The organism is Caldicellulosiruptor hydrothermalis 108 (assembly GCF_000166355.1).
GTDB classification, from domain to species: domain Bacteria; phylum Bacillota; class Thermoanaerobacteria; order Caldicellulosiruptorales; family Caldicellulosiruptoraceae; genus Caldicellulosiruptor; species Caldicellulosiruptor hydrothermalis.
This window is the reverse complement of sequence record NC_014652.1, coordinates 453,811-476,060: the sequence shown is the minus strand read 5'-3', so window position 1 is coordinate 476,060 and position 22,250 is coordinate 453,811. Positions and strand designations below refer to the sequence as shown.

At 39.4% G+C, this 22,250-nt stretch carries 32 protein-coding genes and 1 pseudogene; 2 read left to right on the top strand and 31 right to left on the bottom strand.

Going from position 1 to position 22,250, the window contains the following annotated elements; translation table 11 throughout:
- Positions 1–142: 142 nt before the first annotated feature.
- The 28 genes from CALHY_RS02215 to CALHY_RS02090 form a co-directional block, all read right to left on the bottom strand.
- Positions 143–631, bottom strand: a complete 489-nt coding sequence (locus CALHY_RS02215) for a DUF5697 family protein (RefSeq protein WP_013402394.1) — start codon at positions 629–631, stop codon at positions 143–145.
- A 2-nt stretch (positions 632–633) separates the two neighbouring features.
- Positions 634–864 carry a hypothetical protein gene (locus CALHY_RS02210; protein ID WP_013402393.1) on the bottom strand — a complete coding sequence of 77 codons (231 nt, stop codon included), beginning with the start codon at positions 862–864 and terminating at the stop codon, positions 634–636.
- Positions 865–966: 102 nt separating this feature from the next.
- Positions 967–1,926, bottom strand: coding sequence for an ArdC family protein (locus CALHY_RS02205; protein WP_013402392.1), 960 nt, complete (start codon positions 1,924–1,926; stop codon positions 967–969).
- Between the two features lie 70 nt (positions 1,927–1,996).
- Positions 1,997–2,218 (bottom strand): hypothetical protein, encoded by a 222-nt coding sequence (locus tag CALHY_RS02200; protein WP_013402391.1) that lies wholly within the window; start codon positions 2,216–2,218, stop codon positions 1,997–1,999.
- Positions 2,219–2,274: 56 nt separating this feature from the next.
- Positions 2,275–2,604 (bottom strand): hypothetical protein, encoded by a 330-nt coding sequence (locus CALHY_RS02195; protein WP_013402390.1) that lies wholly within the window; start codon positions 2,602–2,604, stop codon positions 2,275–2,277.
- A gap of 60 nt (positions 2,605–2,664) precedes the next feature.
- Positions 2,665–3,633 (bottom strand): PD-(D/E)XK nuclease family protein, encoded by a 969-nt coding sequence (locus tag CALHY_RS02190; RefSeq protein WP_013402389.1) that lies wholly within the window; start codon positions 3,631–3,633, stop codon positions 2,665–2,667.
- A 57-nt stretch (positions 3,634–3,690) separates the two neighbouring features.
- Positions 3,691–3,870: a hypothetical protein gene (locus tag CALHY_RS02185; protein WP_013402388.1), complete on the bottom strand. Its 180-nt coding sequence runs from the start codon at positions 3,868–3,870 to the stop codon at positions 3,691–3,693.
- A 97-nt stretch (positions 3,871–3,967) separates the two neighbouring features.
- Positions 3,968–4,114 (bottom strand): hypothetical protein, encoded by a 147-nt coding sequence (locus CALHY_RS13635; RefSeq protein WP_013402387.1) that lies wholly within the window; start codon positions 4,112–4,114, stop codon positions 3,968–3,970.
- A gap of 230 nt (positions 4,115–4,344) precedes the next feature.
- On the bottom strand, positions 4,345–4,491 hold the full coding sequence (locus CALHY_RS13630) for a hypothetical protein (protein WP_013402386.1): 147 nt from the start codon (positions 4,489–4,491) through the stop codon (positions 4,345–4,347).
- A 159-nt stretch (positions 4,492–4,650) separates the two neighbouring features.
- Positions 4,651–4,974, bottom strand: coding sequence for a hypothetical protein (locus CALHY_RS02180; RefSeq protein ID WP_013402385.1), 324 nt, complete (start codon positions 4,972–4,974; stop codon positions 4,651–4,653).
- 69 nt (positions 4,975–5,043) lie between these two features.
- Complete coding sequence (locus CALHY_RS02175; protein WP_013402384.1) at positions 5,044–5,385, bottom strand: hypothetical protein; 342 nt, start codon at positions 5,383–5,385, stop codon at positions 5,044–5,046.
- 76 nt (positions 5,386–5,461) lie between these two features.
- The gene (gene bet, locus CALHY_RS02170) at positions 5,462–6,592 is read right to left on the bottom strand and encodes a phage recombination protein Bet (RefSeq protein WP_013402383.1); all 1,131 of its coding nucleotides are present in this window, start codon (positions 6,590–6,592) and stop codon (positions 5,462–5,464) included.
- 77 nt (positions 6,593–6,669) lie between these two features.
- Complete coding sequence (locus CALHY_RS02165; protein ID WP_013402382.1) at positions 6,670–7,287, bottom strand: DUF1281 family ferredoxin-like fold protein; 618 nt, start codon at positions 7,285–7,287, stop codon at positions 6,670–6,672.
- Between the two features lie 54 nt (positions 7,288–7,341).
- Positions 7,342–7,623, bottom strand: coding sequence for a hypothetical protein (locus CALHY_RS02160; RefSeq protein ID WP_013402381.1), 282 nt, complete (start codon positions 7,621–7,623; stop codon positions 7,342–7,344).
- A 350-nt stretch (positions 7,624–7,973) separates the two neighbouring features.
- A complete protein-coding gene (locus CALHY_RS02150; RefSeq protein ID WP_013402380.1) occupies positions 7,974–8,222 on the bottom strand; it encodes a hypothetical protein in 249 nt (82 codons plus the stop codon).
- Positions 8,223–8,284: 62 nt separating this feature from the next.
- Positions 8,285–8,479 carry a hypothetical protein gene (locus CALHY_RS02145; protein WP_013402379.1) on the bottom strand — a complete coding sequence of 65 codons (195 nt, stop codon included), beginning with the start codon at positions 8,477–8,479 and terminating at the stop codon, positions 8,285–8,287.
- A 476-nt stretch (positions 8,480–8,955) separates the two neighbouring features.
- The gene (locus tag CALHY_RS02140) at positions 8,956–9,576 is read right to left on the bottom strand and encodes a sigma-70 family RNA polymerase sigma factor (protein ID WP_013402378.1); all 621 of its coding nucleotides are present in this window, start codon (positions 9,574–9,576) and stop codon (positions 8,956–8,958) included.
- A gap of 1,026 nt (positions 9,577–10,602) precedes the next feature.
- The gene (locus CALHY_RS02130; protein ID WP_013402377.1) at positions 10,603–12,018 is read right to left on the bottom strand and encodes an RRXRR domain-containing protein; all 1,416 of its coding nucleotides are present in this window, start codon (positions 12,016–12,018) and stop codon (positions 10,603–10,605) included.
- Positions 12,019–12,205: 187 nt separating this feature from the next.
- On the bottom strand, positions 12,206–12,550 hold the full coding sequence (locus CALHY_RS02125; protein WP_041723086.1) for a hypothetical protein: 345 nt from the start codon (positions 12,548–12,550) through the stop codon (positions 12,206–12,208).
- Positions 12,537–12,710, bottom strand: coding sequence for a hypothetical protein (locus CALHY_RS13625; RefSeq protein ID WP_013402375.1), 174 nt, complete (start codon positions 12,708–12,710; stop codon positions 12,537–12,539). Before CALHY_RS13625 ends, CALHY_RS02125 begins: the two co-directional genes overlap by 14 nt.
- A 12-nt stretch (positions 12,711–12,722) precedes the next feature.
- Positions 12,723–13,040 (bottom strand): hypothetical protein, encoded by a 318-nt coding sequence (locus CALHY_RS02120; protein ID WP_013402374.1) that lies wholly within the window; start codon positions 13,038–13,040, stop codon positions 12,723–12,725.
- Between the two features lie 17 nt (positions 13,041–13,057).
- Positions 13,058–13,828, bottom strand: coding sequence for an Ada metal-binding domain-containing protein (locus CALHY_RS02115; RefSeq protein ID WP_238524568.1), 771 nt, complete (start codon positions 13,826–13,828; stop codon positions 13,058–13,060).
- Between the two features lie 43 nt (positions 13,829–13,871).
- Complete coding sequence (locus CALHY_RS13835; RefSeq protein WP_238524567.1) at positions 13,872–14,117, bottom strand: MBL fold metallo-hydrolase; 246 nt, start codon at positions 14,115–14,117, stop codon at positions 13,872–13,874.
- Positions 14,118–14,173: 56 nt separating this feature from the next.
- Positions 14,174–14,773, bottom strand: coding sequence for a reverse transcriptase-like protein (locus tag CALHY_RS02110; RefSeq protein ID WP_013402373.1), 600 nt, complete (start codon positions 14,771–14,773; stop codon positions 14,174–14,176).
- A gap of 2 nt (positions 14,774–14,775) precedes the next feature.
- Positions 14,776–15,264 (bottom strand): DUF3775 domain-containing protein, encoded by a 489-nt coding sequence (locus tag CALHY_RS02105; RefSeq protein WP_013402372.1) that lies wholly within the window; start codon positions 15,262–15,264, stop codon positions 14,776–14,778.
- Between the two features lie 13 nt (positions 15,265–15,277).
- Complete coding sequence (locus CALHY_RS02100; RefSeq protein WP_013402371.1) at positions 15,278–16,573, bottom strand: replicative DNA helicase; 1,296 nt, start codon at positions 16,571–16,573, stop codon at positions 15,278–15,280.
- Positions 16,563–17,999 carry a hypothetical protein gene (locus CALHY_RS02095; protein ID WP_148222333.1) on the bottom strand — a complete coding sequence of 479 codons (1,437 nt, stop codon included), beginning with the start codon at positions 17,997–17,999 and terminating at the stop codon, positions 16,563–16,565. The genes CALHY_RS02100 and CALHY_RS02095 overlap by 11 nt, the downstream gene beginning before the upstream one ends.
- A 217-nt stretch (positions 18,000–18,216) precedes the next feature.
- On the bottom strand, positions 18,217–18,450 hold the full coding sequence (locus tag CALHY_RS02090; protein WP_013402369.1) for a helix-turn-helix domain-containing protein: 234 nt from the start codon (positions 18,448–18,450) through the stop codon (positions 18,217–18,219).
- A gap of 135 nt (positions 18,451–18,585) precedes the next feature.
- Between CALHY_RS02090 and CALHY_RS02085 the strand changes: the two genes are divergently transcribed.
- Together CALHY_RS02085 and CALHY_RS02080 are read left to right on the top strand one after the other, a co-directional pair.
- Positions 18,586–18,903: a helix-turn-helix domain-containing protein gene (locus CALHY_RS02085; RefSeq protein ID WP_013402368.1), complete on the top strand. Its 318-nt coding sequence runs from the start codon at positions 18,586–18,588 to the stop codon at positions 18,901–18,903.
- 164 nt (positions 18,904–19,067) lie between these two features.
- Positions 19,068–19,421, top strand: a complete 354-nt coding sequence (locus CALHY_RS02080; protein ID WP_238524566.1) for a helix-turn-helix domain-containing protein — start codon at positions 19,068–19,070, stop codon at positions 19,419–19,421.
- A gap of 39 nt (positions 19,422–19,460) precedes the next feature.
- On the opposite strand, the gene CALHY_RS02075 is transcribed toward CALHY_RS02080, so the two are convergent.
- The 3 genes and pseudogenes from CALHY_RS02075 to CALHY_RS02065 form a co-directional block, all read right to left on the bottom strand.
- A complete protein-coding gene (locus tag CALHY_RS02075; protein ID WP_013402366.1) occupies positions 19,461–20,300 on the bottom strand; it encodes a DNA adenine methylase in 840 nt (279 codons plus the stop codon).
- Between the two features lie 46 nt (positions 20,301–20,346).
- Positions 20,347–21,177: pseudogene (locus CALHY_RS02070) on the bottom strand (HaeIII family restriction endonuclease); the annotation flags it as partial.
- A 215-nt stretch (positions 21,178–21,392) separates the two neighbouring features.
- A complete protein-coding gene (locus CALHY_RS02065) occupies positions 21,393–22,244 on the bottom strand; it encodes a tyrosine-type recombinase/integrase (RefSeq protein ID WP_013402363.1) in 852 nt (283 codons plus the stop codon).
- Positions 22,245–22,250: the final 6 nt, after the last annotated feature.

The window sequence follows — 22,250 nt, the reverse complement described above, 5'->3', positions numbered from 1 at the left end:
ACTTGCCTTCTGGTTTTATTATACCACATTTGCTGAGTTAAAAACAAGGTTTTTTATTTTTACATTTTGGTAGACGCATTCAGACTTCAGCTTTCCCTTTGTTCTTATTTTATCAAAAGAGAAGAAAGTTGAAAAGACCTTTTTACACCTTCTCACCGCTTTGTGCATTCAAAAATGTTTTGAGTTTACAATTTACGCTCTGCAATATTTCTTTTGTTTCTGGTTTTTCGAGAATGAAGATAATATTTTCAGGTGGTGCAGTATTGATAACGTCTCTAATTATAGTTTCTTCTCCTGCCATTACATAGCATACAAAAGCATTTTTGCCCTTTGTTGTTCTTACAATTGCTACATATGGATACTGGGCTGGTTTGTAGTCTGTTACCTTGTCCTGCAGGTATTTGACCAGAAAGTCAAGAAATTTTAATGTTCTTTGTGTTTCAAGATACGACAGTTGCGAAAAAATAGGTCTTAACACTCCATCCTGTTCTTCAATCAGTAGCCCTTTTATAAGTCTCCGGATCTTATTTTCTGGTGCAGGGTGGACAAGTTCTCGGATGTGTTCTACAGTGCAGCAACCCCATGCGTAAATAAAGTCTTCTATCATTTTTTCAGCATTATAGAATTGCATGGTTACACTCCTTTCTGTGTTGGTTTCTGTGTTGATTTCGACATAAGTTCCTGCAGTGCCCTTTCAATTTCTTCTTCAAGTTCCTGTCTTCTTCTTTTCTCTTCCTCAGACATATTTGCCTCTATCCATTCAACGAAGAAGTTAACATCCTGATTGAACTTTTTTAATTCTTCATCCTTTTTCTTTTGCAACAATTTCTTCTTTGCTTCTGCAAAATCAATGACCTTTTTCATTCTGAATACCCCCTGAATATTGTGTTCCTATTATTCTGTTATACCACACTTTTTGAAAACCTACCCAAAAAAAATAGGCAGGGTTTTATCCCTGCCTTGAGCTTAAGCACTTGCCTGCTGCAGCTGTTTGTCCTGTTTTTCATCAACTTTTTCCAAGATGTACTCAATTGCTTTTTCTGCCCTACCTGCTGCTCTAACTACTAATGTCTTGTCATTTCTTAATTGTTCAAGCCAGTAGCTGATATATGCTGCATTGTTGTCAAGGACTTCTGGGACATCCAGTCCACAGATATTTAGGAGCATTGCGCTGCCGATTTCAGCGGTTAATTCTTCCAATGAGTAGTGCCAGTCTCCGTACTTTGAGTGTTTAATTCTGTTAAGTCTATTTCTATGTCCTGTAGAATGTGTTATTTCGTGAAAGATAGTGCTGAAGTATTCCTCTATTTTGTGTGCCCCTACAAATTTATCGAAGGTTGGCATATAGATTGTGTCTGTTAACGGGCAATAACTTGGTGTATAGTTGCTGCCGTGTTTTATGGTACATATCTTACTCCATTCCTTCACGATGGTTAGAGCCTTTTGTGTCCTGTGAGTGTAATCGGGTTGTATTTTTTCTTGTTGTCCTTTACGTTTTGGCAAACCTTCTACATCTCTGACGTCATACACAAGATAGTAACGAAGCAGGTAGACTGTTTTGATGGTTTTCTCAGTTTCTTCTACAACTTCAATTTCTTCTTGTTCATTCTGTGTTTTATCCCCTGGCTTTTCTATTTCAATAGTATCAACTTTCCAGAAAACCACTGGCAGAGCTTTGGCACCTTTTTTGAGTCGGGCTCCCAGTTTCTTAATCTGGTTGAATGTCAAATATTCAGCTCCCGGATCCAACAATAACAAGTTGACACCGCTGTATGGTCTTTTTGTCTCCCAATTTACTGGCAAACCGGAGGATGTCCAGCTTTGACGCCAGGGGATAACACCCTGTTCGAGTTTCTTTATTATTCTGTCTGTGACGATTTGAGAAACCTTACTTCCAAAGAAAATCTTATCACTCTTATCACTCATAACAAACTTTCACCCCTTGCCAACTTTAATTTGCAAACTTCCAGGCAGGAAGGGCAGGGGCAAACCCTTCCTACGCTGCAAATCTCCTGACAAGTGATTCAGGTACTGCAAATACAAAGCGTGTAATTAATTGACCCTTCTCTGCGTCAATAATGTAGTTTAACAAAAGCTTTACAGGCACCTTTCTCAATCTGTTTTTGATTTCATCTGAATCTATAGTGGTAGGATTGCTCAGTATATACAAATTGGTTGCCCCTGTTGGATTCAAACGTACCAAAGCAAACTTAATCATATCTTGCAAACCCTCCTTTGCTAACTTCCAAAGGAAGGCGGCACAAGGCAAAAGCCTTATGCCGTTTTTCTTTCCTTCTCCTGTTCCTGCAAGTCCAATTCCATGTCCTGGATACGCCAGTCGATATATTTTATTAGCTCTGTGAGTTGTTCTTTGACTATCTGCTGGTCTGCATTTTTTCGTGGGACAAACACATCGTTTCTGAGTACCCTGATTGTGTACTTTTTTGTTGGGTATTCTGGATAAACGCCGTAGTTAAGATAGAAATTAATCTTACTCAGGATGATAGTCAAATCAGTTCTGAGTATCCGCAACTCATCAAGGTTAAGTTTCGTGATGTGAACTTCGTTGAAAGACCCCTTCTCAAAAACCTTGACATAATCCATGCAAACTCACTCCCCTTGCTAACTGTATTTAGCAAACTACCAAGGGGAGCGAGGCAAGGTCTATCTTGCCTCTTTGATTTTTGACTTTGCAAGTCTGTAAGTAATTTTCTTGGTGCCCAGTCTTTCCAGTTCCTGCTCTGGTATTTTAAGTTTTTTAAGGTTTGTCAATGTACAGTTCAAAAATTGAAGCGGGTCTTTGCCAAGGCTTTGGATATAGTCATAAACTTTTCTCGTATCAAAGTCCCAGTTATTTACTACTGTGAGTTTCCACAAATTTGCTTCCGTTTGTATTTCTCCATATTCCTCAATATAATCTCTTAACATTTCTTTTTTAAGTTCAAGCAGTGCTTCTAACTCTTCAATTTCTCTTGCAAGTTTGATAGCATCTTCAGTAGTATTAACATTTTTGCATACTGTTCTATAAGGACATGTTAGACAGTTTTTAGGATTATCAGTTTTGTTGAAAATACCAATATCTTCAGTCAGATCGTATTCAAACTGTGTTTCAGAAATTGCTGCATATGTTGCCTTAACCCAATCCAGCGTGATTGCAGTTGCATTTGTGCTGATATCAACTTCTTCATCTTCGTTGTATCGTAGATAATGAAAGTAAACTTTATTGCCCACTCCTGCAAGTCCTACTCTTTTAGCACCATAGTGGTATAAAATTAATTGTCGTGGATCAGCATTTTTCACCCAGTTTGTTTTCCAGTCAATTATCTCATCTGGTGTAATCAAGTCTATTACTGCTTCTACTGTGACATCATCAACCTGGAACCTGATAGATTTTTCTACACACTCAGTACCGATACCTTGTTTTTGTCTGACACGCGGTGTAATGAATTCTGCAATCTCAACACTGCACACCCCAGTAGTTATAAACTTTGCTATTCCCTCGTGGACTTTTTTACCAAGTTCCAGAGCAGGTGTAGAGTATTCAAGCCCCTGAACATATTTGTAGTAATATGCTCTCGGGCACTTTTCGAATAATGCCAACTTTGAATAACTTCCCACCCACGTTTCAACCATACCGGATTCCCCCTTGCAAACTATTTTTGGCGAACTGCCAAAAAGAAAGGGGAAAAACTACTGGTGGTCTGCCTGCTGGTCTTTAGTGTTGATAACAAACTCAAAATTTCTAAATTTCCACTGTACATTTTTCTTAAAAGCTAAGCAGTATCCCACCAGTAGCACAAAACCGAGGATACTCAACCATAAAGCCCAGTCGAGAACTGTAGCAACAACTTTGAGAATTTGCATCAGCATAGGGTTGTTTCTCCTCCTTCTTGTGGTATAATGATATTAGGTGGGTACGTTAGGGGTTATATGAACGCAGGTGTTTGAATAGGGAGTAGTTAGGTTTTTACCTAACTACTTTCTTTTTTATGTGGACTTTGAATGGTTTGAGAGAGATTTCTATATCAACATTTGCTCGAACAAAAAGTGCAGCAAATGCAATTGCAATGAGGGTCAATGATCTGGCGATAAGTTCTATTATTACCCTATCCAAACTTCATCACCCCCTTCTTTTGTAAGATTTTCCCCTAACGTACCCGCATATTTTTTGTCTGGGGGTGATGTTCCTGCGTTGTTTCCTAGTAAGCAAACTGAATTATCCGCCAACGATGATTGGCAAACTTCCAAAATAAATTGTCTGTGATTATTCACTTGTGGTATAATTGTATTAGGGTGTGTTGGGGAATCTATGTTAACGCAGGTCAATGGGTGTGTGTGGTAGTATCAGGATACTACCTCTTTTTTTATGTCTATTTGCATAGTTCCAATCTTAATGCTTATGGTGTAGTTTGCTTTTGTGAGACCTATGACAAGTCCAGCAGCAACAACTGTAACAGCTATTATTAAGACTTTTGCAATTTCTACACCCATTGTTATCACCCCCTTTTTTTGTTTGTTCCTTTCCCCAACACACCCATGTATAAAGGGGGTGATTACAACCTGCGTTATTGGTTTTGTTGCAAACTCAGGTTAAGGCAAACTCTGATTTGGCAAACTTCCAAGGCAGAGACAGGCTGGTAACCTGTCTCATCACGCAGTGCACAAGAAAGAATCGATTTTGTCCAAAATGTGTTTCTTTTGAAATCTAAGTATCTTTTCAGGTTTTCCTTTCAAGTCTTCGTATATTAATTCGTACACTGCACTTAAGAAATCGCTGAGTTTTACCTTGTCTGCCATTTCTGCATAGACACTATGGAGTTTTTCTACAATTTGGTCCTGGGTATCATCTGACAACCACTCAAAACCACATCGCACCAACAAGAATTTCTCAAAGATCATGAGTTTTTCCAGAGCGTTTGGGTCTTGCTCGGTTACAAAGTTATACAATTCTCTATAGTTCTTGATATCACTCATTTTGCAACTCCCCCTTGCCAACTTTAATTGGCCAACTACCAGGATGAGCGTGGCAGTGTAGCCGCCGCATTACAAAACCTGGAACCTGCGGACAGCTACAATCTGCCCAGTCCCGTCACGTACAGCAGACTGTGGACCAGTATCAGGAGCAACAAGGTCATTTCTTTGAATCCCCATCTCACGAGCAGCCTGTAAAACAACAGTGGATACAATATAGACTGTATCAGGCTCAGGTTCTGGTAAGTTAAGTCCTGTGTAGACTGTTCTTACTACTGGGATACCGTTAATCTCACCAATTTGGGTTTGTTGAGACTCTATCCTGATACTGATTCCACTTGGTGGGATTGTGACAATCCCCTGCTCAGTTTGAATGTTGATAGCATGTGGTGTGCAATTAACAAACTTTGCCATGAGCAAACACTCCTTTCTGCAAACTTTGTTTTTGCAAACTTCCGAGGCAGGGCGAAGGGGGGGGGAACTCCCTGCCTTATTCTTCAACAGAAGTTACAAACAACAGACCGGATGAGAGTTTTTTGATTGTAACTCTGCTGAAAATGAATCCTTTTTCGACCTGTTCCATGATTTCTTTCTGGTTAATAATCACTTCAAATTCGCCTTCATCAGCAATTACCTTTACCTTCATGTAGTCTGTTCCCTTTTTGCTTTGCATGATAACTGGGTCACCAATGACTCCAACATTGTGGAGTTCAATAACAGTAGACTGAGCAGATTGTTGTGTTTCTTCGACTTTTGATTCTTTTGCAGGCAGTGGGACAACTTTTTCTTCTTGTCTATTTGCTTGTTCAGTATAGCTCGTACTAATTGTTCCAATAGTAGGCTCTTGGTAGTAGTTTTCTATGGTACTAACAGGTTCAGTTGGCAGTTGTGCACTGTCCACTGGCATTTCCTCCGGGGCATACATTCCCTGAAACTGCTCTGGGAATGCTTCTCTGAGCGCCTGTACCAGTGCAACCTTTCTTATCATGGTGGCTGGCATTTCTCTCCAACTTCGTGTTGGTTGCCCATCTTTTTTCTTTCTTATATATTCTTGTAGCGAGACGCTAATTTCTATTGGAACTGCCCAGTCTTTTCTGAATACTTTAGCCCAGCCACCAACTAGTTCCTCATCCGATTGCACCAATGTTCCAACCCTGTACTCTAATTCGTACTCTGACGTTTTTATAAGTTCTACGACATAGTTAACAAAGTCCATTAAAAGTTTCTTCTCGTCTTCATTTGCTGCAACCGTTTTGATTTTTTCTATAAGTTTCCTTTTGATTTCATTTACTCTGTTATATTTTCTCACGATTACCCCGGCCTGCCAGCCAGCACACAGTTCACATTTTGAGGCCCTTTTGGTGAATGTTTCTTTGCCAACTACAATTGTAGCTGGTTCGTCACCATACTTTATCAAATATGCCTCTCTTAGGAACGGATTAAGTTTTTGGTACTGGCAGAGTTTTAAAAACATAAGCACTTCTGCATCAGTTACCTTCGATGGGTCACCACTGACCAAGTATCTTTTGACAATTTCAGGCGACAATCTAACTTTTCCGCTTTCAGTATCGTATTCCACTGTTCCCCCTTCAATCTTTGCAAGTTCTTTTACATCACTCATAACCAACTACCTCCCGCAAACTTATTTTTGGCAAACTGCCAAACACCGGGCAGGAAACCTTCTCCTGCCCAATTTTTTTACAGGTAGTCGTGAATGCGAATGTACTTGAAATCAGCAAGCAACTCCGGTTTTTGTTTCAAATCTTCAAACGTATACTCAGCATAGCCACCATTTCTGTAGTATCCAAAGAATCCACCACAATCTTCAACGAATTCAAGTTCAAATTTAAGGTTCGGATACTTTTTTTCAACATGTACTACAAGCGGTGCTACTGGTGACCAAGCAGTGTCAAATGTGTACATTATTGTAGCGTTTCCTGCATTGTCTTTTATAACTTTTACATCAACGTCTTCATCGTCCACAAGATCCCATTTTGTTCCCCATTTAGCACATTGCCATTCGTAACCGTTGGGGAACTCCTCATCCGGCAGCGAAGCAATGTAGAAAATGTCTGCCTTGTCGTACTTGTTGATAAATTCTTTCCACTTTTTGAAACCTTCTGGGCTTGGGTCCCAGTAGCCTTTTTTAAGTATTGTGTCGGGTATTGGTCGGAGTGCTGAGAAAGTATACTGTTTTCTGGTTGGTTTCTTGTGTCCTGGATACACCTGCGGAATATTGTAAAATTGTCTGTCAAACTTCATTACATCTTCTTCAGAACCGCTGACAACAAGCACATTTCTACACCAGTTTGGCATTGCTAACTACCCCCTCGCTAACTTTTTTATTTGGCAAACTACCGGAGCAAGGGATTACCCTTGCTTGCCTTTTGCTAACTGTTTCTTTATTTTCTCTATCTCTTCTTCTAACTCTTTAATTTGAGTTCTCAAGTTCTGTTCCTGTATTTTCCGTATTTCTTTATCATCAGACCACCGGTCAAAACTTTTTCTCTCCTGCAAATATTCTTCCAGAACTTTTAGTCTGTCCTGTAGCATAGAGTCTTTGTTAATACGTCCACATGCATTGCACTTCACACAAATTTCATAAGCCCATGGATTCCTACAGTTATCGGCAGTTGTGAAGTCGATGAACATCATCTTGGATCGCCCCCTGAAAACTTTGCTTAGCAAACTACCAAGACTGGATTTGCAAACCAGACCTGCAAACTGAAACGACCTTACAAACACGAAAAGCCCTGAGAAGAAGCTTTTTATACTTCTCGCTCAGGGCTAACTTTCTTTAGGCAAACTACCGGCAAACTGAATATTTACTTTCCAAGCTACAGAAAATACAAAAGCCACAGGTGTCTGCAGGTTTTTTAGACCCTGGCAAACAACCTGTGGCTAACTTTTCAAGGCTAACTTCTATTTTTATTATACCACAAAAATTTTTGTTTGCAACAACTTCATTGCAAACTTCTGTTTGCGAACTGCCTGGGTGGGAGTTATTTCCCACCCAATGAGTACCAAACTTCTTCTGGGGTTGCGTGTTTTTCCCCAAGATAATAGAAAGTTTCTACCTTGAGTTTTACAGACTTTCCTGTTTTGAGCTCGACTGCATCAAAATAATATGAAACAAACACACCTCTTGCATCTGCAAAAGCGATTGTTTTCTTGCCCTTATCCAGTAGTTTATAATTTCTGAGAACAAGTCTCTGCAGATATCTTTGTAGTCTTCGCTTTTGCAAACTCACCTGGATCCCCCCTGCAAACTGTTGATTAGCAAACTTCCAGAGCTGAGGGCAAAGGTAAACCCTCAGCCTGTCTTTTCTACTTCTGGCAAGGAAGAAACCCAAACCGGCACAAGTCCTGACTCTTCCAGAAAACACTCAAGTTCTCTGCACCAGTAGCGTTCAAGAACAAGCGCCTTTATACCTTTTACAATACCGACAAACCAGTTGAAGTAGTAGATTTTGCCATCTTCTATTTTGCAGGCGTTGAAAATGGTCATCCTTAACCACTCCCTGCCAACTTTTATTTGCTAACTGCCAAGATGCAATTTTGCATTGTATGTTTGGCATGGTATAATTATAGGTGAGGGTGCACAGAGATAGTGTGTAAAGGAAATTGGTGCAGGGAAAACAGATGAGAATCATTTCATCTGTTTTTTCTTTTTACCCCCAGTGTGTCTGCTTTTTTCAAAAAGGTCTGTAAACTCCCAAAACAAAGCAAAAGCCCTGATTGAGCTTAAAAGCTCAAATCAGGGCTAACTATTTTAGGCAAACTGTTGTATTGACCTGTTTGAAATACCGCAGGCATTTAACCTGCTCCGCTCCCGCTGTGGGGAAAAACGAAGGTAGCGTTAAGCTTCCGTGCTCCCGCTAAGGGGAAAAATTACGAAGTTAGTTATTTTGATTAATATTGTACCACTCATACATTGGTTTGCCAACTATCGAGTGCAGGGAAAGGGGGAGCAAACCCCCTGCACTACGATGCTTTCAGAAGACACTGAAGTTTAGCACGGATTTTTTGTGCTTTTGTAGCAACCTGTTTTTCAGTCAGTCCCAACTTTTCTGCAATTTCCTTGTAACTGTATTGTTTGAGTCGCAGCAACAGGATTTTTCTTTCTTCATTTGAAAGCAATTCAACAAGTTTTCTCAGAGTTTCATTGTACATTACTTTTTCCTCAACATCAGCAGTAGAACTCTGAATTGTGTCTTTCACTCTTAACTCTTCGTCATCATAGTTGTTTGTGTTAACAGGAGCATCCATTGAAATCACCTGTGGGATTTCAGTGCTGGGCTTATTAAATGGTGGTCTGATTGTTCTATCCCTGTTCACACATCTGTCCATATTGCGTTTAATGTAGTACACAGCAAGAGTAATGAAGGAAACACCCAAACTCACATTGAACTTCCTGGCAGCCTGTAATATTGCACAGTAGCCTTCCTGCTTTAAGTCCTCGAAGATCTCCGGTTTGTTGTATTTGGCAGCAAATGATATAATCAAAGGCTCATATGCACAGATTAATTCTTCGGCTGCCTTTTTGTCGCCCTGTTTTATCCTGCAAACCAGTTCTTTTTGCTCATCAAAACTCAGCTTAAACATTGCAAACTCCACCCCCTGGCAGGCAAACTGTATTTGGCAAACTGCCAAACAGGGGTGATATAAAAACTTCAGATACAAAACTTATGAGACTGTGGTATAATTTAATTAAGGGTGAACAGGGGTTGATTTATTGGAATATGGTACAGGGTTTTAGAGTAGTGAAAACAGTTGATGATGATATCAGCTGTTTTTCTTTTTGTTCCTGTCCACCCTTATTGCAAAGGGAATTTGACCCTGTACCAGATTAACAACAAGTTCAGCAAACTAGAAAACACAAAAGCCCTGACCGAGCTTAGACGCTCAAGTCAGGGCTAACTGTTTTTGGCAAACTGTATACTCCTGGTGGTATACTTCCAAACGGTTTACTCCGCTTTTAATTTTACATTTTTGTAGACGTGTTTTTATTACACGTCTGCTTAATATATTTATACCACTTTTTTATTCTGTTTGCAACATTTTTTTAGCTGCTGGGGAGAATTTTGCTATAACTTTAGAGCCAGTTTTTTCAGCAGATGAAACCATCCCTGCCCAACTCTATGTAATCGTTTACAGACCTTATCCCTGCCTTTTTGCGTATTTTGTCACGCCACCCCGGCTCAAAAGCCCTTTGCAGGTTTGCCTGCTGCCTGCAAAAACAGGTGTCTCAAGGTTTCTGAGAACCGCCATGTATCCGCAAAGGGCTTTTGGTTTGGGTCTTTGCAGGACACATCGACAAAACCCAGCTATTTCAGCGGAGGCAATTTTAATAGCGAACATCAGTTCGAAAAAGCAAAATACTTCTCTGGTTCTCACAGGCTTTTCGTGTTTTTGCCTTTGTCTGAGCTCCATCAAAAGCTCGGAAAGGTATTTTGCTATAACCAAAAAGCCCTGGGAATATAGGCTCCAGGGCTCTTTCTAATGCTCACAAAAAACATGTGTATATCTCCTCTTCTCTACAACCCTAAAGTGTGTTTATCATAAACCAGCGCAGAAGACTCCATCTTCTTTAAGATGGAGATGAATGCGCTGTTGGTAACAAGTGGGTTCTTAATTGTGGTATAGACTGTTGTACATAACAACTATTCCTTCGTTACGGAGTACACGTTTGCACTCTTCTGGTTTGACGTATGTCTTCCCCACTATTTTCTCCAGCTGTGGCGAATACAAATACTTCTGGGATACCACACCTGTTGCTACAAACCTTTTGCCTGTTGGTTCGTAAATCCATACATCACCCGCTATGGTCGGTGTTTCTTTTCGCAGTGGGTTAAGAATCTTTGTACCGGGATACACCTTGAGTTTTCTTTGAATTTCCGGTGACAGTGGTGATATATCTGCAAAGGACGGTTCTTTCTGGTCTGTCCTCTTACGTCTGTTCTTCGCCACAATCTTACCATTAACCTTGTACAACCTATCCCTTACAGCGTGTATTCTTGCCCTGTTGTGTCTTCTGAACTTTACCAGGGTTAGCTCAATCATGTGTGTTCTGTCAGTTTCTGTACAGTTGCAAAAGACCGCTGCTGTTGCCAGAGCATCATTGGCGTGCCCTTTCTCAAGGCCCAGCCTTTTTCTCATCTGTGCTACATCAGATGCAGGTACAAACTTCAACCATGGTATTTCTCGCAAACGTCCTATTATTGCATTGACTGTACCCAGTGCACGCCACTGCCTGACACCTTCCACCGGTATATACACTCTTCCAGCATGAACGTCTTCATGACAGTCCCTGCAAAGGTATACCACGTTTTCCCGAATGTCAGTACCACCATATTTGCGCTGTATCAAATGGTGTTTCTGCAATTTTTCTTTTGAACCGCAGATAATACACTTCTTCTCTGCTGGAACTCTGGGTGATTTTTGATACCCTGTACCATCTGTTTTACCCCACGTCATTGTTCTGACATCAAAGATGTTGTCTTCCATAACGAACACAACCTGCTCTGCTGGGAATGGAAAGAACTTTAAGAGTTTTTTGTAAAGGTTGAGGTGGGTTTCTATGCCATGTCTGAGAGTAGCATTCAACCTGTCTCTATCCCTTACTGTTCTTGGCACCTTGAATTTTAGTAAAACCCTGTTCTGTCTGGCGGATAAACGTTTCTTTTTGCACCGAGAATAATACCTTCTGTTTCTCCGGTGTGCTTTTCTTTCTGTTATCAGTTCCTTGATTTCAGGGATTCTGGAAACCAGAATCCCTGTACAGTACACAATTAGTTTTCCACCCTTAAGTTCGCATACTACAAAACCTATACAGTGATATCCAGGGTCAAGCACTATGATGAGTTTCCTGCTCACTGTTTTTGAATAGTCAAATTCTCTGTCCAGAAACATTACTACTGGTGGTTTGCCAGAAGCGCCACCGCCAATGATTTTTGCTCTTCTTCTTTTTACCAATTTCCTGACCATATCAAATCTTCTTGTTGGATGTCCCGGTTTTCCATTCCTGTCAATGGTGAACAATAGCATTTTCCTTCCTCCTGTAAAAGGAGCCCTATGATCCGGGCACCTTTTGTAGAGGTGGTAGGTCTCCCTGAGGCGTGCTGTAGCACCCTGTGTAGGGCTGCGGGATTTCACCGCTGTCTCCCGGAACGGGGAGTGTTGTCCCGGAACGTCAGGTACTGCTACAGCATCACCCACGTTCAACTACCTGCCGTCAGGCAGACCTGTCAGCAGTCCACCCCTGCTGACAAGCCCCGCTCCTGTGAGCGGTGGGTAGTTGACTCTTTTCTTCGTGTCTATTTAAAGCTTCCTTGAGAATTCTCAAATTTTTTGTAAATTGTTCGTTAACTGCTATGTCTATAAAAAACTCATCTCCTACCTTGATCGGTTGAAAATCCAAGGGGATGAATTCCTTATTAAAAACAACAAAACCACTAAACTCCCTTTCTGGATGTTTTTCTACTCGTATTTTCACATACCTTTCATTAACTTCATGTACAGTTCCGATAAAAATAGCCACAAAAACCACTCCTTCTTTTAGTGATTTACCACTCATCATTGACAATTTCTGCAACCCATGGACCATCTGGATTGTTTTTAGTGTGCCAATCGCAGTAGTCCCATCTGCTTACATCTCTGTTGTAGTAGTGGCAAAAGCCATAGCAGGTTGTCCAGCCTTCGAAATATCCACAGGTTTCGCAATACATCCACAGGTCCATAATTACCACTCCTTATGCGAGTTTTTTCTTATATTTTTTCTCACACTTCTTGCACGTACAGCCATTTGTGAACCCATGACACTGAGCTTTTCCCCAGCATGGCGCTTTCCTACCGTACAAAATACACTTTTCACACCCTACACTCATACCCCAGCCGTCCCACAACATCCATGGTTCCACGGTTGTTACTGCTCTGTCGTAGGACTCATCAACAAAATCAATAGCTTTTTCTAATTTCTCCTGTGCTTCTTGAACACTATTTGCTTGAATTGTGATCTTGTGAATTTTAGCTGATTTCTTTGTCCTGTATGTTAGCTGAAAGTTTGCCATCTAAATCATCTCCTAACTTATGGTTTACAAACCTTGCAGGGCACATAGCCAGCAGAAATAGCTTCCTGTCTGGTTTTGAAGTATACCCTATGGTATGGAGCAATTTTCTTTGCCCATGTACACCAAGGATAATGAAACTTCTTCGTATTTGAATTGCCAATGTACGCATATTTGCTTGTTGAACTACTGGGTGGTGCTTGTGGTTTTATTGCAGATGCTTTTTTGTCTATCTTGATTGTTTGTCCATCAGACGTTATTGTTATTGTTCCCTGCTCATCTGTTCTCAGAATCTCAGCACCTACGCTTCTCAGCTTTGAGAGGGTTATAGCTGCTGGATGCCCATATGGATTATCCTTGCCAACACTAATAACAGCATACTTTGGTTTGACGGTGCTTAAAAATGTTGAACTTGATGAATACTTGGACCCATGATGGCCAACCTTAAGAACGTTTGATTTTAGATATTGCTTCAACTTGCCATCATGCAAAAGTTTCTCTTCTGTACTTGTTGTTGCGTCCCCCATCAACAAGAAACTCGTTTTGCTGTATTCAACTTTTAGCACAATCGAATAGTCGTTTAAGTCTTCGTACCTGTCCTTTTTGCTTGGACTGAGAACTATCATCTTAACTTTACTATCAGGTGAAATGTCCTGTCCAACTTCTGGAATTGAGAGTTTTAAACCTTTACTTTTGACTGCCAGCAGGAAACTCTCAAAAGCTTTTGTGTTGGATGTTGCATTTGGTGCGTATATTTTGCCAACTGCAAAGTTTTGTATTACTGCATCCATATTCCCTATGTGGTCCTCATGTGGATGGGTAGCTATAATGCCGTCAAGTTTTTTTGATACCCCTGTTCTTAAGAAAATCAAGGACTGAACTTTCTGCTGTGTTTGGTCCGCTGTCGACTAGTATATTCTTGCCCTGTGGAGTTTGGATTAGAATACTATCACCCTGCCCGACATCAATGAAACTAACACTTAAAGTTTTCTGTGTTGCTGCAAATGAGAAGGAAAACAAGGAAAGCACGAGAACTATTATTAACAAAGCAAGCACAACACGGTTTTTGATTCTAACCACTATTAACATCTCCTTTCTCTCTTGTTTTTGTCTTCAACAAAGTTATACCACAAAAATTATCCGGTGGTTTCTATTTGTTTTTTTGGTCTATCTACAACCCTGTATGCTGCCAGAAGGTGCTTGCACTCTCTGTGTCTCATTACAAAATCAGGGCATGTGCAGGCTCTGTGCAGGAGATCTACAGCATAGTCTTCTGTGCCATGAGCAATGAAAATGTGGTCTGTTATTTGTTCTAACTTCTCTACTGGGAAGATATTGGGTGTCGGTCTGGTTATTGCTTTGTTAGAAAGCGAATCTGCAAGCTGGTTCTTTTCTCTTGGAATCCATTTAGCTTTGACTTTGTCGAATTTTTCTAACAGTTCTGTTGCTTGTTCATATAGTGCATACAGGTGTGGCATGTTTATGTTCCAGCTGCCAAATACCTGGTTGATAACAAGCTGGCTATCTCCCAAAATTTCCAGTTCTTTTATGCCTAACTCCAGAGCCTTTTGCAGAAGTTCTATTAGTGCAAGATATTCCGCTTCGTTATTGGTTTTAATACCAAGTTCTTTGGAGTATTCCAGAATCACATTGCCAGCAGGGTTGACAATAACAATTCCTGCCCCTGCTGGACCGGGATTACCTTTTGATGCGCCGTCGAAATAACCTTTGTACATCCCTACTCTCCTTTCTGACCGATTTGTTGCTCATTATTATATATACCAGCGTTTTTGAGAAACATCCCTTTGAATTTCGGATTTTGCAAAAGTTCTAAACCATCTCTTAGATACTTGCCGAGTCTGAGCTTCGATACTATCTGGTCTATTTCTATTTCTTTTCTTTCCCAGTGTCTGCTTCCCCGCAGCCAGTTCAGAATCGAAGGATCTCTATCACGTCCGAAATATGCTACTGTGACTATCATTTGAACTGTTCTCTCAGGAAGACCATACAAAAATCTGCGCAGTTTTATTTCTTTTGTTAACCATACTTCCCGACAAGATTCAATTTCAGTCGGGCAGGAGAACTCTTTTTCCATAACTTTATCAAGTGCGATTGAAGAAGTATTGTTATATTGACCATACAATAGTGTGCAATATCGCATATATGCTTTTTCTCTTTCTTCTGCAAGTTGTATAACCCTCTGTAAAACTTTTTGAAATTCAAGCATTTTCCACACCTCCTTATTTCCCCTGTTCTGCCTGACTGATAGTTTTGTGAACGTTTTCCCTTTCGACAAAGACCTGATATTGTTCAAGCCATGAATACAGAATTGTTCCTGTTTGACCATCTCTGTTTTTGGCTATGATAAGCTCTGTGAGAGTCTTATCTTCAAATTCCTCATCGTAGTACGCTGGTCTGTACAGGAACATGATGACATCTGCATCCTGTTCCAGCTGGCTGCTCTCTTTTAAGTCTGAAAGCACCGGTCGTTTATTTTCTCTTTCTTCGCAATCCCGGTTCAATTGAGCAACACCCAGCACTGGTATATGTTCCTGTTTTGCAAATTCTCTTAATGCTCTCGAAATTTCACTAACTTTTTCGTATTCAGAGCGTTTTGTTTCGCCCAGTCTCAAAGTTTGCAAATAGTCTATCACAAGCAGATCAAGTTTCCCGTACTTTGCTTTGAGTCTTTTTGCTTCGTTGAGAATCTCACTTATTTTTGTTTCACCTTCCAGAATATGAAACCCACTCTGCGCAAGAAATGGTATCAACTGTTTTGTAATTTTTATCCACTGTTCATCACCAAAGACACCAAACTTAACATCGTTGAGTGGAAGTTTTATAACACGTGCAACAATTCTAGCAAGTATTTGCTTTTTTGACATTTCGACAGATACATAGAGAACTTTACCTTTGTTTTTCAACACGTTAAATGCAAGATTTATGGCAAATGCGCTCTTGCCCATCGATGGTCGACCGCCAAGAATGATGTACATGTTATCAAGAATTCCACCTATAGCGCAGTCTAAAGCTTTGTACCCTGTAGAAATACCCGGCAGTTTACCTTTCAAGTTGTAGGCTTCTTCGAGAAAATCGTATAATTCTATTGCCAGTTCTCTTGGACCTGCAGATTTTGTTTTCTCTTCACCTGTTGCAATTTCAAGAAGTTTTTGGACAACTTCCGGTATATCTATATCGCTATTGCTAAGACACAATTCAGCAAGATACTTTCTAACTTTCCGCTGCTGAGAATCTTTTTTAAATCGCTCATAATAGTGGGGGAAAAGTTGGGTTGTTGGTATTTCAATTGTGACATCTCTGATGTAATCCTGATATCTTTTACCTGCCGGTGAAAGCATAATATCAGAAATATCAAATTTGGGATTTTTCAGGTATTCTTCGCGAATAAGCTTGAACATTTGCTGTGCAAGAGATAGTTCTTCAAAATCATCCATGCTGGTTTCCAGAATTTTATGTCTGAACTCATCATTGAGTAACCAGCATGCAATAACATAGTCCTGTGCTTCATAAATCATTCTGATAACCCCCTTCAACAATTTTTAAAACCTCAGGTGAAAAATTAATCAGACTATAGTGTCGGCCCTTGTTTTCTTTCTTTTTGTATTTTTCATGTCTTTCTTCCATTTTCTTTTCAATACCTTCGCAAACCTTATACAGATAAGCTACAGGGTCTTTTATTTTGACATTTTGTTTTATGCGTTTTTCTATAACTCCAATTGCCTGTTCAACTATGGCATAGTTAAACTCAAGGTATAGATGTCCTATGCGCGGGAAATCATCCTTGCTTTTCATTCCTGTTACACGTCTGTATTTGCCAACCAACCGGGCTATGAGTTTCTGGTTAGTAAGTTCTTGAATCTCTTTTTCCTCTTCCTGAAAATCATCATCATTAGTAGCAGGTGCATCTCTTTTTCTGCACTCTATTTTGTTTTGTTGCAGTATCTGACTTATCTCTTTGAGTTTATCCTGTGTAACTGGTTCTGATGCAGGCGATGTTTCTAATTCCTGCTTGAAATTCTCAACAACCCCACGGACGAAATCACCTATCTCTACTACTTTACTGTCCATGGATTCTGCGACAGTCATACACGCAGTTGCTGTGTCTTTCCTTTCAGCGAAAGGTGTACTATCGCAGGTAGCGGTATCAATCGTCGTGCACTGGTCACTACTGTCTTTGAAAAACCCTTCCAGCAGTTCTATTTCATCTGTTATGGCAGTATCCTGGGCTTGCGGTATTGTACTACACTCTTCGCTGTCTTCTAATTCCACCCCAGTAATAATTAGATGTTCCTTGGATTTGGCAGTTTCCTGGTTTCCAGGTACTTCTACTGGGTCTGAAGATTTCTCCTTTTCACCTTCCCCAGTAGCAGCTAAGGGTTCCTTGGTTTTAGCAGTGTCCTGGTTTTCAGCTGGTTCTCCCTCATCCTCGAAAAATTCTTCCAGCAGTTGTTCTAACTCATCTTCCCCAGTAGTATTTAGAGCGTTGTTGTTTGTATCGAGTTGTACTGCAGTTTCGGTTACCTGTTCTGGTTCGGAAGTAACTGCCATTCCCTGTTCACCTTCTAATTTTTTCTCCTGGGTAGAAGTGGAAATCTTGTACTCTTCAGCCACGCACGCAGGCTCGTCAGAGCCAGTGCGTGATGTAGTTACGTTAGTAACTACATCCTTATTATTTTTATTTTCTTTTTCTTTTTCTTTTTCTATTTGGGCAGTGAATTGTTCATGAGTATTCAATGAGTTTTCAGTGAATACTTCGTGAGTATTCAATGAGTATTCATTGAGTACTCCATGAGTATTCAGTGAGGACTCACTGAAACATGATGTAGCATTTTTTACAGTTGTTTCTACTGGTGGTGGGGGAATTTTAGAAGGCGTAGGTCGGTTAATTTTCTGATATTTAAGAAAGTTAACAACCTGAATGTATCGCTGTCCGTTAACCATATACGTCAGGATAAAACCTTTGCTGTTTAAATCATTGAGCATTGCTTCAACGTTCTGCGGTGTGATATCATTATCATAGGGAAAAATCAGTGATTTAATGTAGTTTGGGTGACCGGGTAATCTTCCCTCGTCGTCGGCATTTGAAAACAGACCTATAAACAGTAATCGATGTAATGGAGATAACAGTCCTAATTTTTCGTCGCTCCATATTGAAGGATCAATCATTCTTTTGCGAGCCATTTGTAATCATCTCCTTTGTTTCAGAATCAAGAAATTCTTCTATGGAAACTCCTAAAGCTGTTGCTAACCTTTTCATTGTTTTTATTGTTGGATTTCTATTCTCACTTTCGATATACCAGATGGTAGACTGTGGAACTCCTGCAATTTTTGCCAGTTGCTGTTGAGATAATCTTTTTTGTATTCTTAACTCTCTTAGTTTTTTTCCTACCATTTTTCACACCCCCTTTTCTTCATTTAAATTTTATCACAAATGTGATTGATATGTCAATCCTAATTGTGGTCATTTAATCTATGAGTGATTGTGTTATAATCACAATGTTAATGCTAAAGCAAGGAGTGCTGATTTATGTTTGATGTTGGAAAGCGGATAAAGGAATTAAGGGAACAATGCGGATTAAGTATGTCAAAACTTGCAAAAATAGCTGGTGTTGGTCAATCAACTCTAAGTTATATCGAAAATGGTGAGAGAAGTCCGACAATTGATGTGATTATGAAGATTTGTAACGCTCTAGGCATTACGCTGGTTGAATTTTTTGGTGGTGAAGAAAAAACACACCTGGAAAGTCCAAAAGTACGGGAACTGTTGGTGTATGCCCAAAAACTTTCTGAAAAAGAATTGGAATATCTTTGCAGATTCTTAGAAGAAGTGTCAAAGGAGCGGTAAAGCAAAACTGTTAATAGAATTACAACTGCTATCATTTGATATCAATTGATTGCTATTGATGTCAATTGATTGCGTTTGCTTATAACATTTGTTGGTATACACAGTCTTGTCTGTCGTTTCTGTAACTAATTGAGCGTAAGAAGACTCTTCAAAATGGATATATTGTGCAGACTCTGGATATTTACCACACAATTTGTCCATTGTCAGGACATAATGTCCATATAAAATTTATTGGCATGCAAAAAAAGATGTCCAGGCAGGAACTTGCCAAGATGCTTGAGTTATCAGAAAGTGCCATAGCAAAGTATGAAGAAGGACAGAGGAGTCCAGACCTAAATACGCTAATAAAAATTGCAAAGTTTTTTGATGTGAGTACTGATTATCTACTAGGATTAACGAATATTCCAAAACCAGAGATGGATTTATCGCCTGAGTTGAAGCAACTTCTGGCTATTGCTTTACGAATGCCAGAAGACAAATTAAATTTGCTGATAAAATTATTAGAAAGATTGTTTTGATTAGACAAAAAATTAAGGCAGGACTTGAGATGGCCCTGCCTACAGACCAAGTGCGTATTTTTCTTTTTGACGTAGTTCCTCCAATTTATAATTGGTTATAAAAAGTTCCTTTCCTTTTTCAGCTTTTAATTGTTTGTAGTTATTCATGCCGTACTGCAACTCCCACTCATAAATGTTTGCGAATTTAAATAGTTTTCTGACTTCTGGTGAATCATCGTACGTTATCATCCAGAGGTGAGGGCATTTTTTCATGTTAAAGGCAAACCTTTCATGGTCGAAATTTAAATGCAAATCGCCATTTTTCCCATACAATCGGGATTCAGCAGTACTGTAATAGGGCGGGTCCAAAAAAATGAATACGTCTTCTCCTGGCTCGAATAGCAATCTTTCATAGTCGCCACAAGATATTTCGAAGTCTTTCACAATTTCTGCGGCCTGTTTAAGCTTGGATATGGCACTCCATGTAAAGCGATTTTCAAAAGACTGTTGTGAATATCCACCAGAATCTACCGTGCCAGAAAAAGTTATGCGATTGAGCACATAAAATCTTACAGCCCTCTCAAATTCATCTCCTTTATCTTGATTTGTAAGAAGTTCATATAGTTTTCGTCCGTCCCTATAGTTTTCCTTTATTTTAGAGATTTCTTCTATTAGTTGTGTAGGTCGATCTCTCAATTGTTTCCAGAAACAAATTAAATCGTAGTTTAAATCGTTGATTTTTACTTTGACATTACTATACAGTTGTTTTACTGCAAGAGCGACTGCTCCACCACCAACCATTGGCTCTCTGTATTCTCTAAAACCAACAGGCAAGTTTGGTAATATGTATTTTAATGCTTTTGATTTTCCGCCGGGGTATCGAAGAACGTTTTTGAGCATTGTTTAAACCACCTACCTAATTTTTATTATACCCCAGTTGCAATTTTTACTCCCAACTTTCGATGTGCGAAAAAAGTTTTTGGGGATGACCCACCAGTTGAATATCGAATTTTAAAGAAAGTTCCAACTTTGAACTGGCGTTGTGGAGTCTAAAGGAAATAGTCCAACCATTATCACACACTACATGAACAGTATTCTTTGAATCTTCTTTGAAGTATATGTTTTGAAATTTAGTAGGCAGTTTTAATTTTGGACCAATTTTAAATTCAGGTTTTCTATCACAGCAAGGTTGATTTAAAAGACCGTTAAGGTTGAAAGCTTGAACCATAGTACTTTTTGTATTCTCAAGAGAAATTACTTTATAAAAGTCATTTTTTCCCAATAAATATTTAAGCAACCTAGAAGGTATGGTTTCTTCAAGACTTTTATTCTCTTTTTCTATCCTTATCAATTCCTTGACAAAAGCATTTAGAAGGGGAACATAGACCGTTTCTTCTTTTTCTTCAATTTCATTCCAGTATTTTTTTTCTCTCATCTGTATTTCAATTTCGAAAAAAACTTTTTTTATCTCGTCAAAATAATTTTGAGAACAAGGAATACCAAGCCATCTTTTACCAAAGTCTAATTTGGGGGAAAGACGTGGGTGCTTAACAGCCAAATGATTGTGTTTACAACTTATACCTATCTCCCATTTTGTTGCAGGTTCTAAAATTCTTATAGCTAACATATCTCTTACATCACCACGTTGACCTGCAGCATCTTCTTGCAATCTAAGAATTATTTCATTCGTGTGGTTCTTACAAACTAAATGTGGTTCACACTTAGAAATAATTTTTGCTGCTGCATTAGCAGCCTTCAACATATTTTTTTGTTCTTCATTGCTCTGTTTTAAAAATAATCGTTCAGCAGTTTAAAGAGCTCTTGTTTCTTGGACAACAACTTTTTGTTGGATTTCATTTTTTAAGTAGTTTTCAAACTCTATGATACAAGCATATTCGAAGGCTTTTCCTTTTGCGGTTTGGTCCATTTTAAAACTCCTTCTGTAGAAGGTTTAGGATTATTTTATCATGTTGGAAAGCAAATTGAAAGGTACTACAACCTTTCTATTTTCTCCTTCAATTCCTGCAAGGAAGGATTAATGTAAACTTGGGTAGTAGTAATCCTCGAATGACCGGCAAGTGCAGCAACCTCTGTGATAGTGAATCCCTTCTCAAGAGCTCGCTTGCAGAAATAGTGCCTTAGCTGATGTGGACCTATCGGTTCTATTTTTGCTATACGGCAGTATTCTTTTATTATTCTGTACACTGTGCTTCTGTCCAATTTTCCCCTCTCGGAAATGAAGAGGTAATCAAGGTGAGAGTACTTATATTTGCCTCTTTCTTTGAGCCAGTTATCAATTGCTTCCCTGACAGTCCTGTTTAAAGGAATCTTTCTTTGTTTACCGCCTTTGCCGTAGTAAATGATCAGCTCATCCTTGACGATATCATTAAGCCTGATGTTGCAAAGTTCAGAAACTCTTACCCCTGTGTAAGCGAGGGTGTAAAATATAGCAATATCTCTTGCAGAACCATAGTGAACGACAGCTTCTTCTAACTTATTGAAGTCCTTGTTTTCTAACTTGGCAGGAGATACCCCGGGTTCTTGAACGTCAATAAAGTAGTCATCTAAAACAGGGTTGGTTTCAATGACTCCTTTTTCTACGAGAAAGTCGCAGTATGATTTTATGGCCGACAAATTGTTATTGATTGTTTTAGCATTCAACTTTTTAACAGTCATAAGATAGCTTCTGTAGTTTCTGATATGCAGAGGCAGGACTTTTCCGTCAAACTCTCTGTCGTAGCTTTCTGAGTACCATTTTAAAAAGTTTTCTACGGCTCTGATATATGTTTTTGCTGTACTTTCCATTTTACCTTTTCCCAGAAGCCAATTGAAAAATTCCTGCATCTTGTA

Bases quoted from the DNA above. Each gene is read 5' to 3' on its own strand.
- CALHY_RS02215 (WP_013402394.1), bottom strand. From the start codon at position 631: ATGCAATTCTATAATGCTGAAAAAATGATAGAAGACTTTATTTACGCA.
- CALHY_RS02210 (WP_013402393.1), bottom strand. From the start codon at position 864: ATGAAAAAGGTCATTGATTTTGCAGAAGCAAAGAAGAAATTGTTGCAA.
- CALHY_RS02205 (WP_013402392.1), bottom strand. From the start codon at position 1,926: ATGAGTGATAAGAGTGATAAGATTTTCTTTGGAAGTAAGGTTTCTCAA.
- CALHY_RS02200 (WP_013402391.1), bottom strand. From the start codon at position 2,218: ATGATTAAGTTTGCTTTGGTACGTTTGAATCCAACAGGGGCAACCAAT.
- CALHY_RS02195 (WP_013402390.1), bottom strand. From the start codon at position 2,604: ATGGATTATGTCAAGGTTTTTGAGAAGGGGTCTTTCAACGAAGTTCAC.
- CALHY_RS02190 (WP_013402389.1), bottom strand. From the start codon at position 3,633: ATGGTTGAAACGTGGGTGGGAAGTTATTCAAAGTTGGCATTATTCGAA.
- CALHY_RS02185 (WP_013402388.1), bottom strand. From the start codon at position 3,870: ATGCTGATGCAAATTCTCAAAGTTGTTGCTACAGTTCTCGACTGGGCT.
- CALHY_RS13630 (WP_013402386.1), bottom strand. From the start codon at position 4,491: ATGGGTGTAGAAATTGCAAAAGTCTTAATAATAGCTGTTACAGTTGTT.
- CALHY_RS02180 (WP_013402385.1), bottom strand. From the start codon at position 4,974: ATGAGTGATATCAAGAACTATAGAGAATTGTATAACTTTGTAACCGAG.
- CALHY_RS02175 (WP_013402384.1), bottom strand. From the start codon at position 5,385: ATGGCAAAGTTTGTTAATTGCACACCACATGCTATCAACATTCAAACT.
- bet (WP_013402383.1), bottom strand. From the start codon at position 6,592: ATGAGTGATGTAAAAGAACTTGCAAAGATTGAAGGGGGAACAGTGGAA.
- CALHY_RS02165 (WP_013402382.1), bottom strand. From the start codon at position 7,287: ATGCCAAACTGGTGTAGAAATGTGCTTGTTGTCAGCGGTTCTGAAGAA.
- CALHY_RS02160 (WP_013402381.1), bottom strand. From the start codon at position 7,623: ATGTTCATCGACTTCACAACTGCCGATAACTGTAGGAATCCATGGGCT.
- CALHY_RS02145 (WP_013402379.1), bottom strand. From the start codon at position 8,479: ATGACCATTTTCAACGCCTGCAAAATAGAAGATGGCAAAATCTACTAC.
- CALHY_RS02140 (WP_013402378.1), bottom strand. From the start codon at position 9,576: ATGTTTAAGCTGAGTTTTGATGAGCAAAAAGAACTGGTTTGCAGGATA.
- CALHY_RS02130 (WP_013402377.1), bottom strand. From the start codon at position 12,018: ATGCTATTGTTCACCATTGACAGGAATGGAAAACCGGGACATCCAACA.
- CALHY_RS02125 (WP_041723086.1), bottom strand. From the start codon at position 12,550: ATGATGAGTGGTAAATCACTAAAAGAAGGAGTGGTTTTTGTGGCTATT.
- CALHY_RS13625 (WP_013402375.1), bottom strand. From the start codon at position 12,710: ATGGACCTGTGGATGTATTGCGAAACCTGTGGATATTTCGAAGGCTGG.
- CALHY_RS02120 (WP_013402374.1), bottom strand. From the start codon at position 13,040: ATGGCAAACTTTCAGCTAACATACAGGACAAAGAAATCAGCTAAAATT.
- CALHY_RS02115 (WP_238524568.1), bottom strand. From the start codon at position 13,828: ATGGATGCAGTAATACAAAACTTTGCAGTTGGCAAAATATACGCACCA.
- CALHY_RS02110 (WP_013402373.1), bottom strand. From the start codon at position 14,773: ATGTACAAAGGTTATTTCGACGGCGCATCAAAAGGTAATCCCGGTCCA.
- CALHY_RS02105 (WP_013402372.1), bottom strand. From the start codon at position 15,264: ATGCTTGAATTTCAAAAAGTTTTACAGAGGGTTATACAACTTGCAGAA.
- CALHY_RS02100 (WP_013402371.1), bottom strand. From the start codon at position 16,573: ATGATTTATGAAGCACAGGACTATGTTATTGCATGCTGGTTACTCAAT.
- CALHY_RS02095 (WP_148222333.1), bottom strand. From the start codon at position 17,999: ATGGTTAACGGACAGCGATACATTCAGGTTGTTAACTTTCTTAAATAT.
- CALHY_RS02090 (WP_013402369.1), bottom strand. From the start codon at position 18,450: ATGGTAGGAAAAAAACTAAGAGAGTTAAGAATACAAAAAAGATTATCT.
- CALHY_RS02085 (WP_013402368.1), top strand. From the start codon at position 18,586: ATGTTTGATGTTGGAAAGCGGATAAAGGAATTAAGGGAACAATGCGGA.
- CALHY_RS02075 (WP_013402366.1), bottom strand. From the start codon at position 20,300: ATGCTCAAAAACGTTCTTCGATACCCCGGCGGAAAATCAAAAGCATTA.
- CALHY_RS02065 (WP_013402363.1), bottom strand. From the start codon at position 22,244: ATGCAGGAATTTTTCAATTGGCTTCTGGGAAAAGGTAAAATGGAAAGT.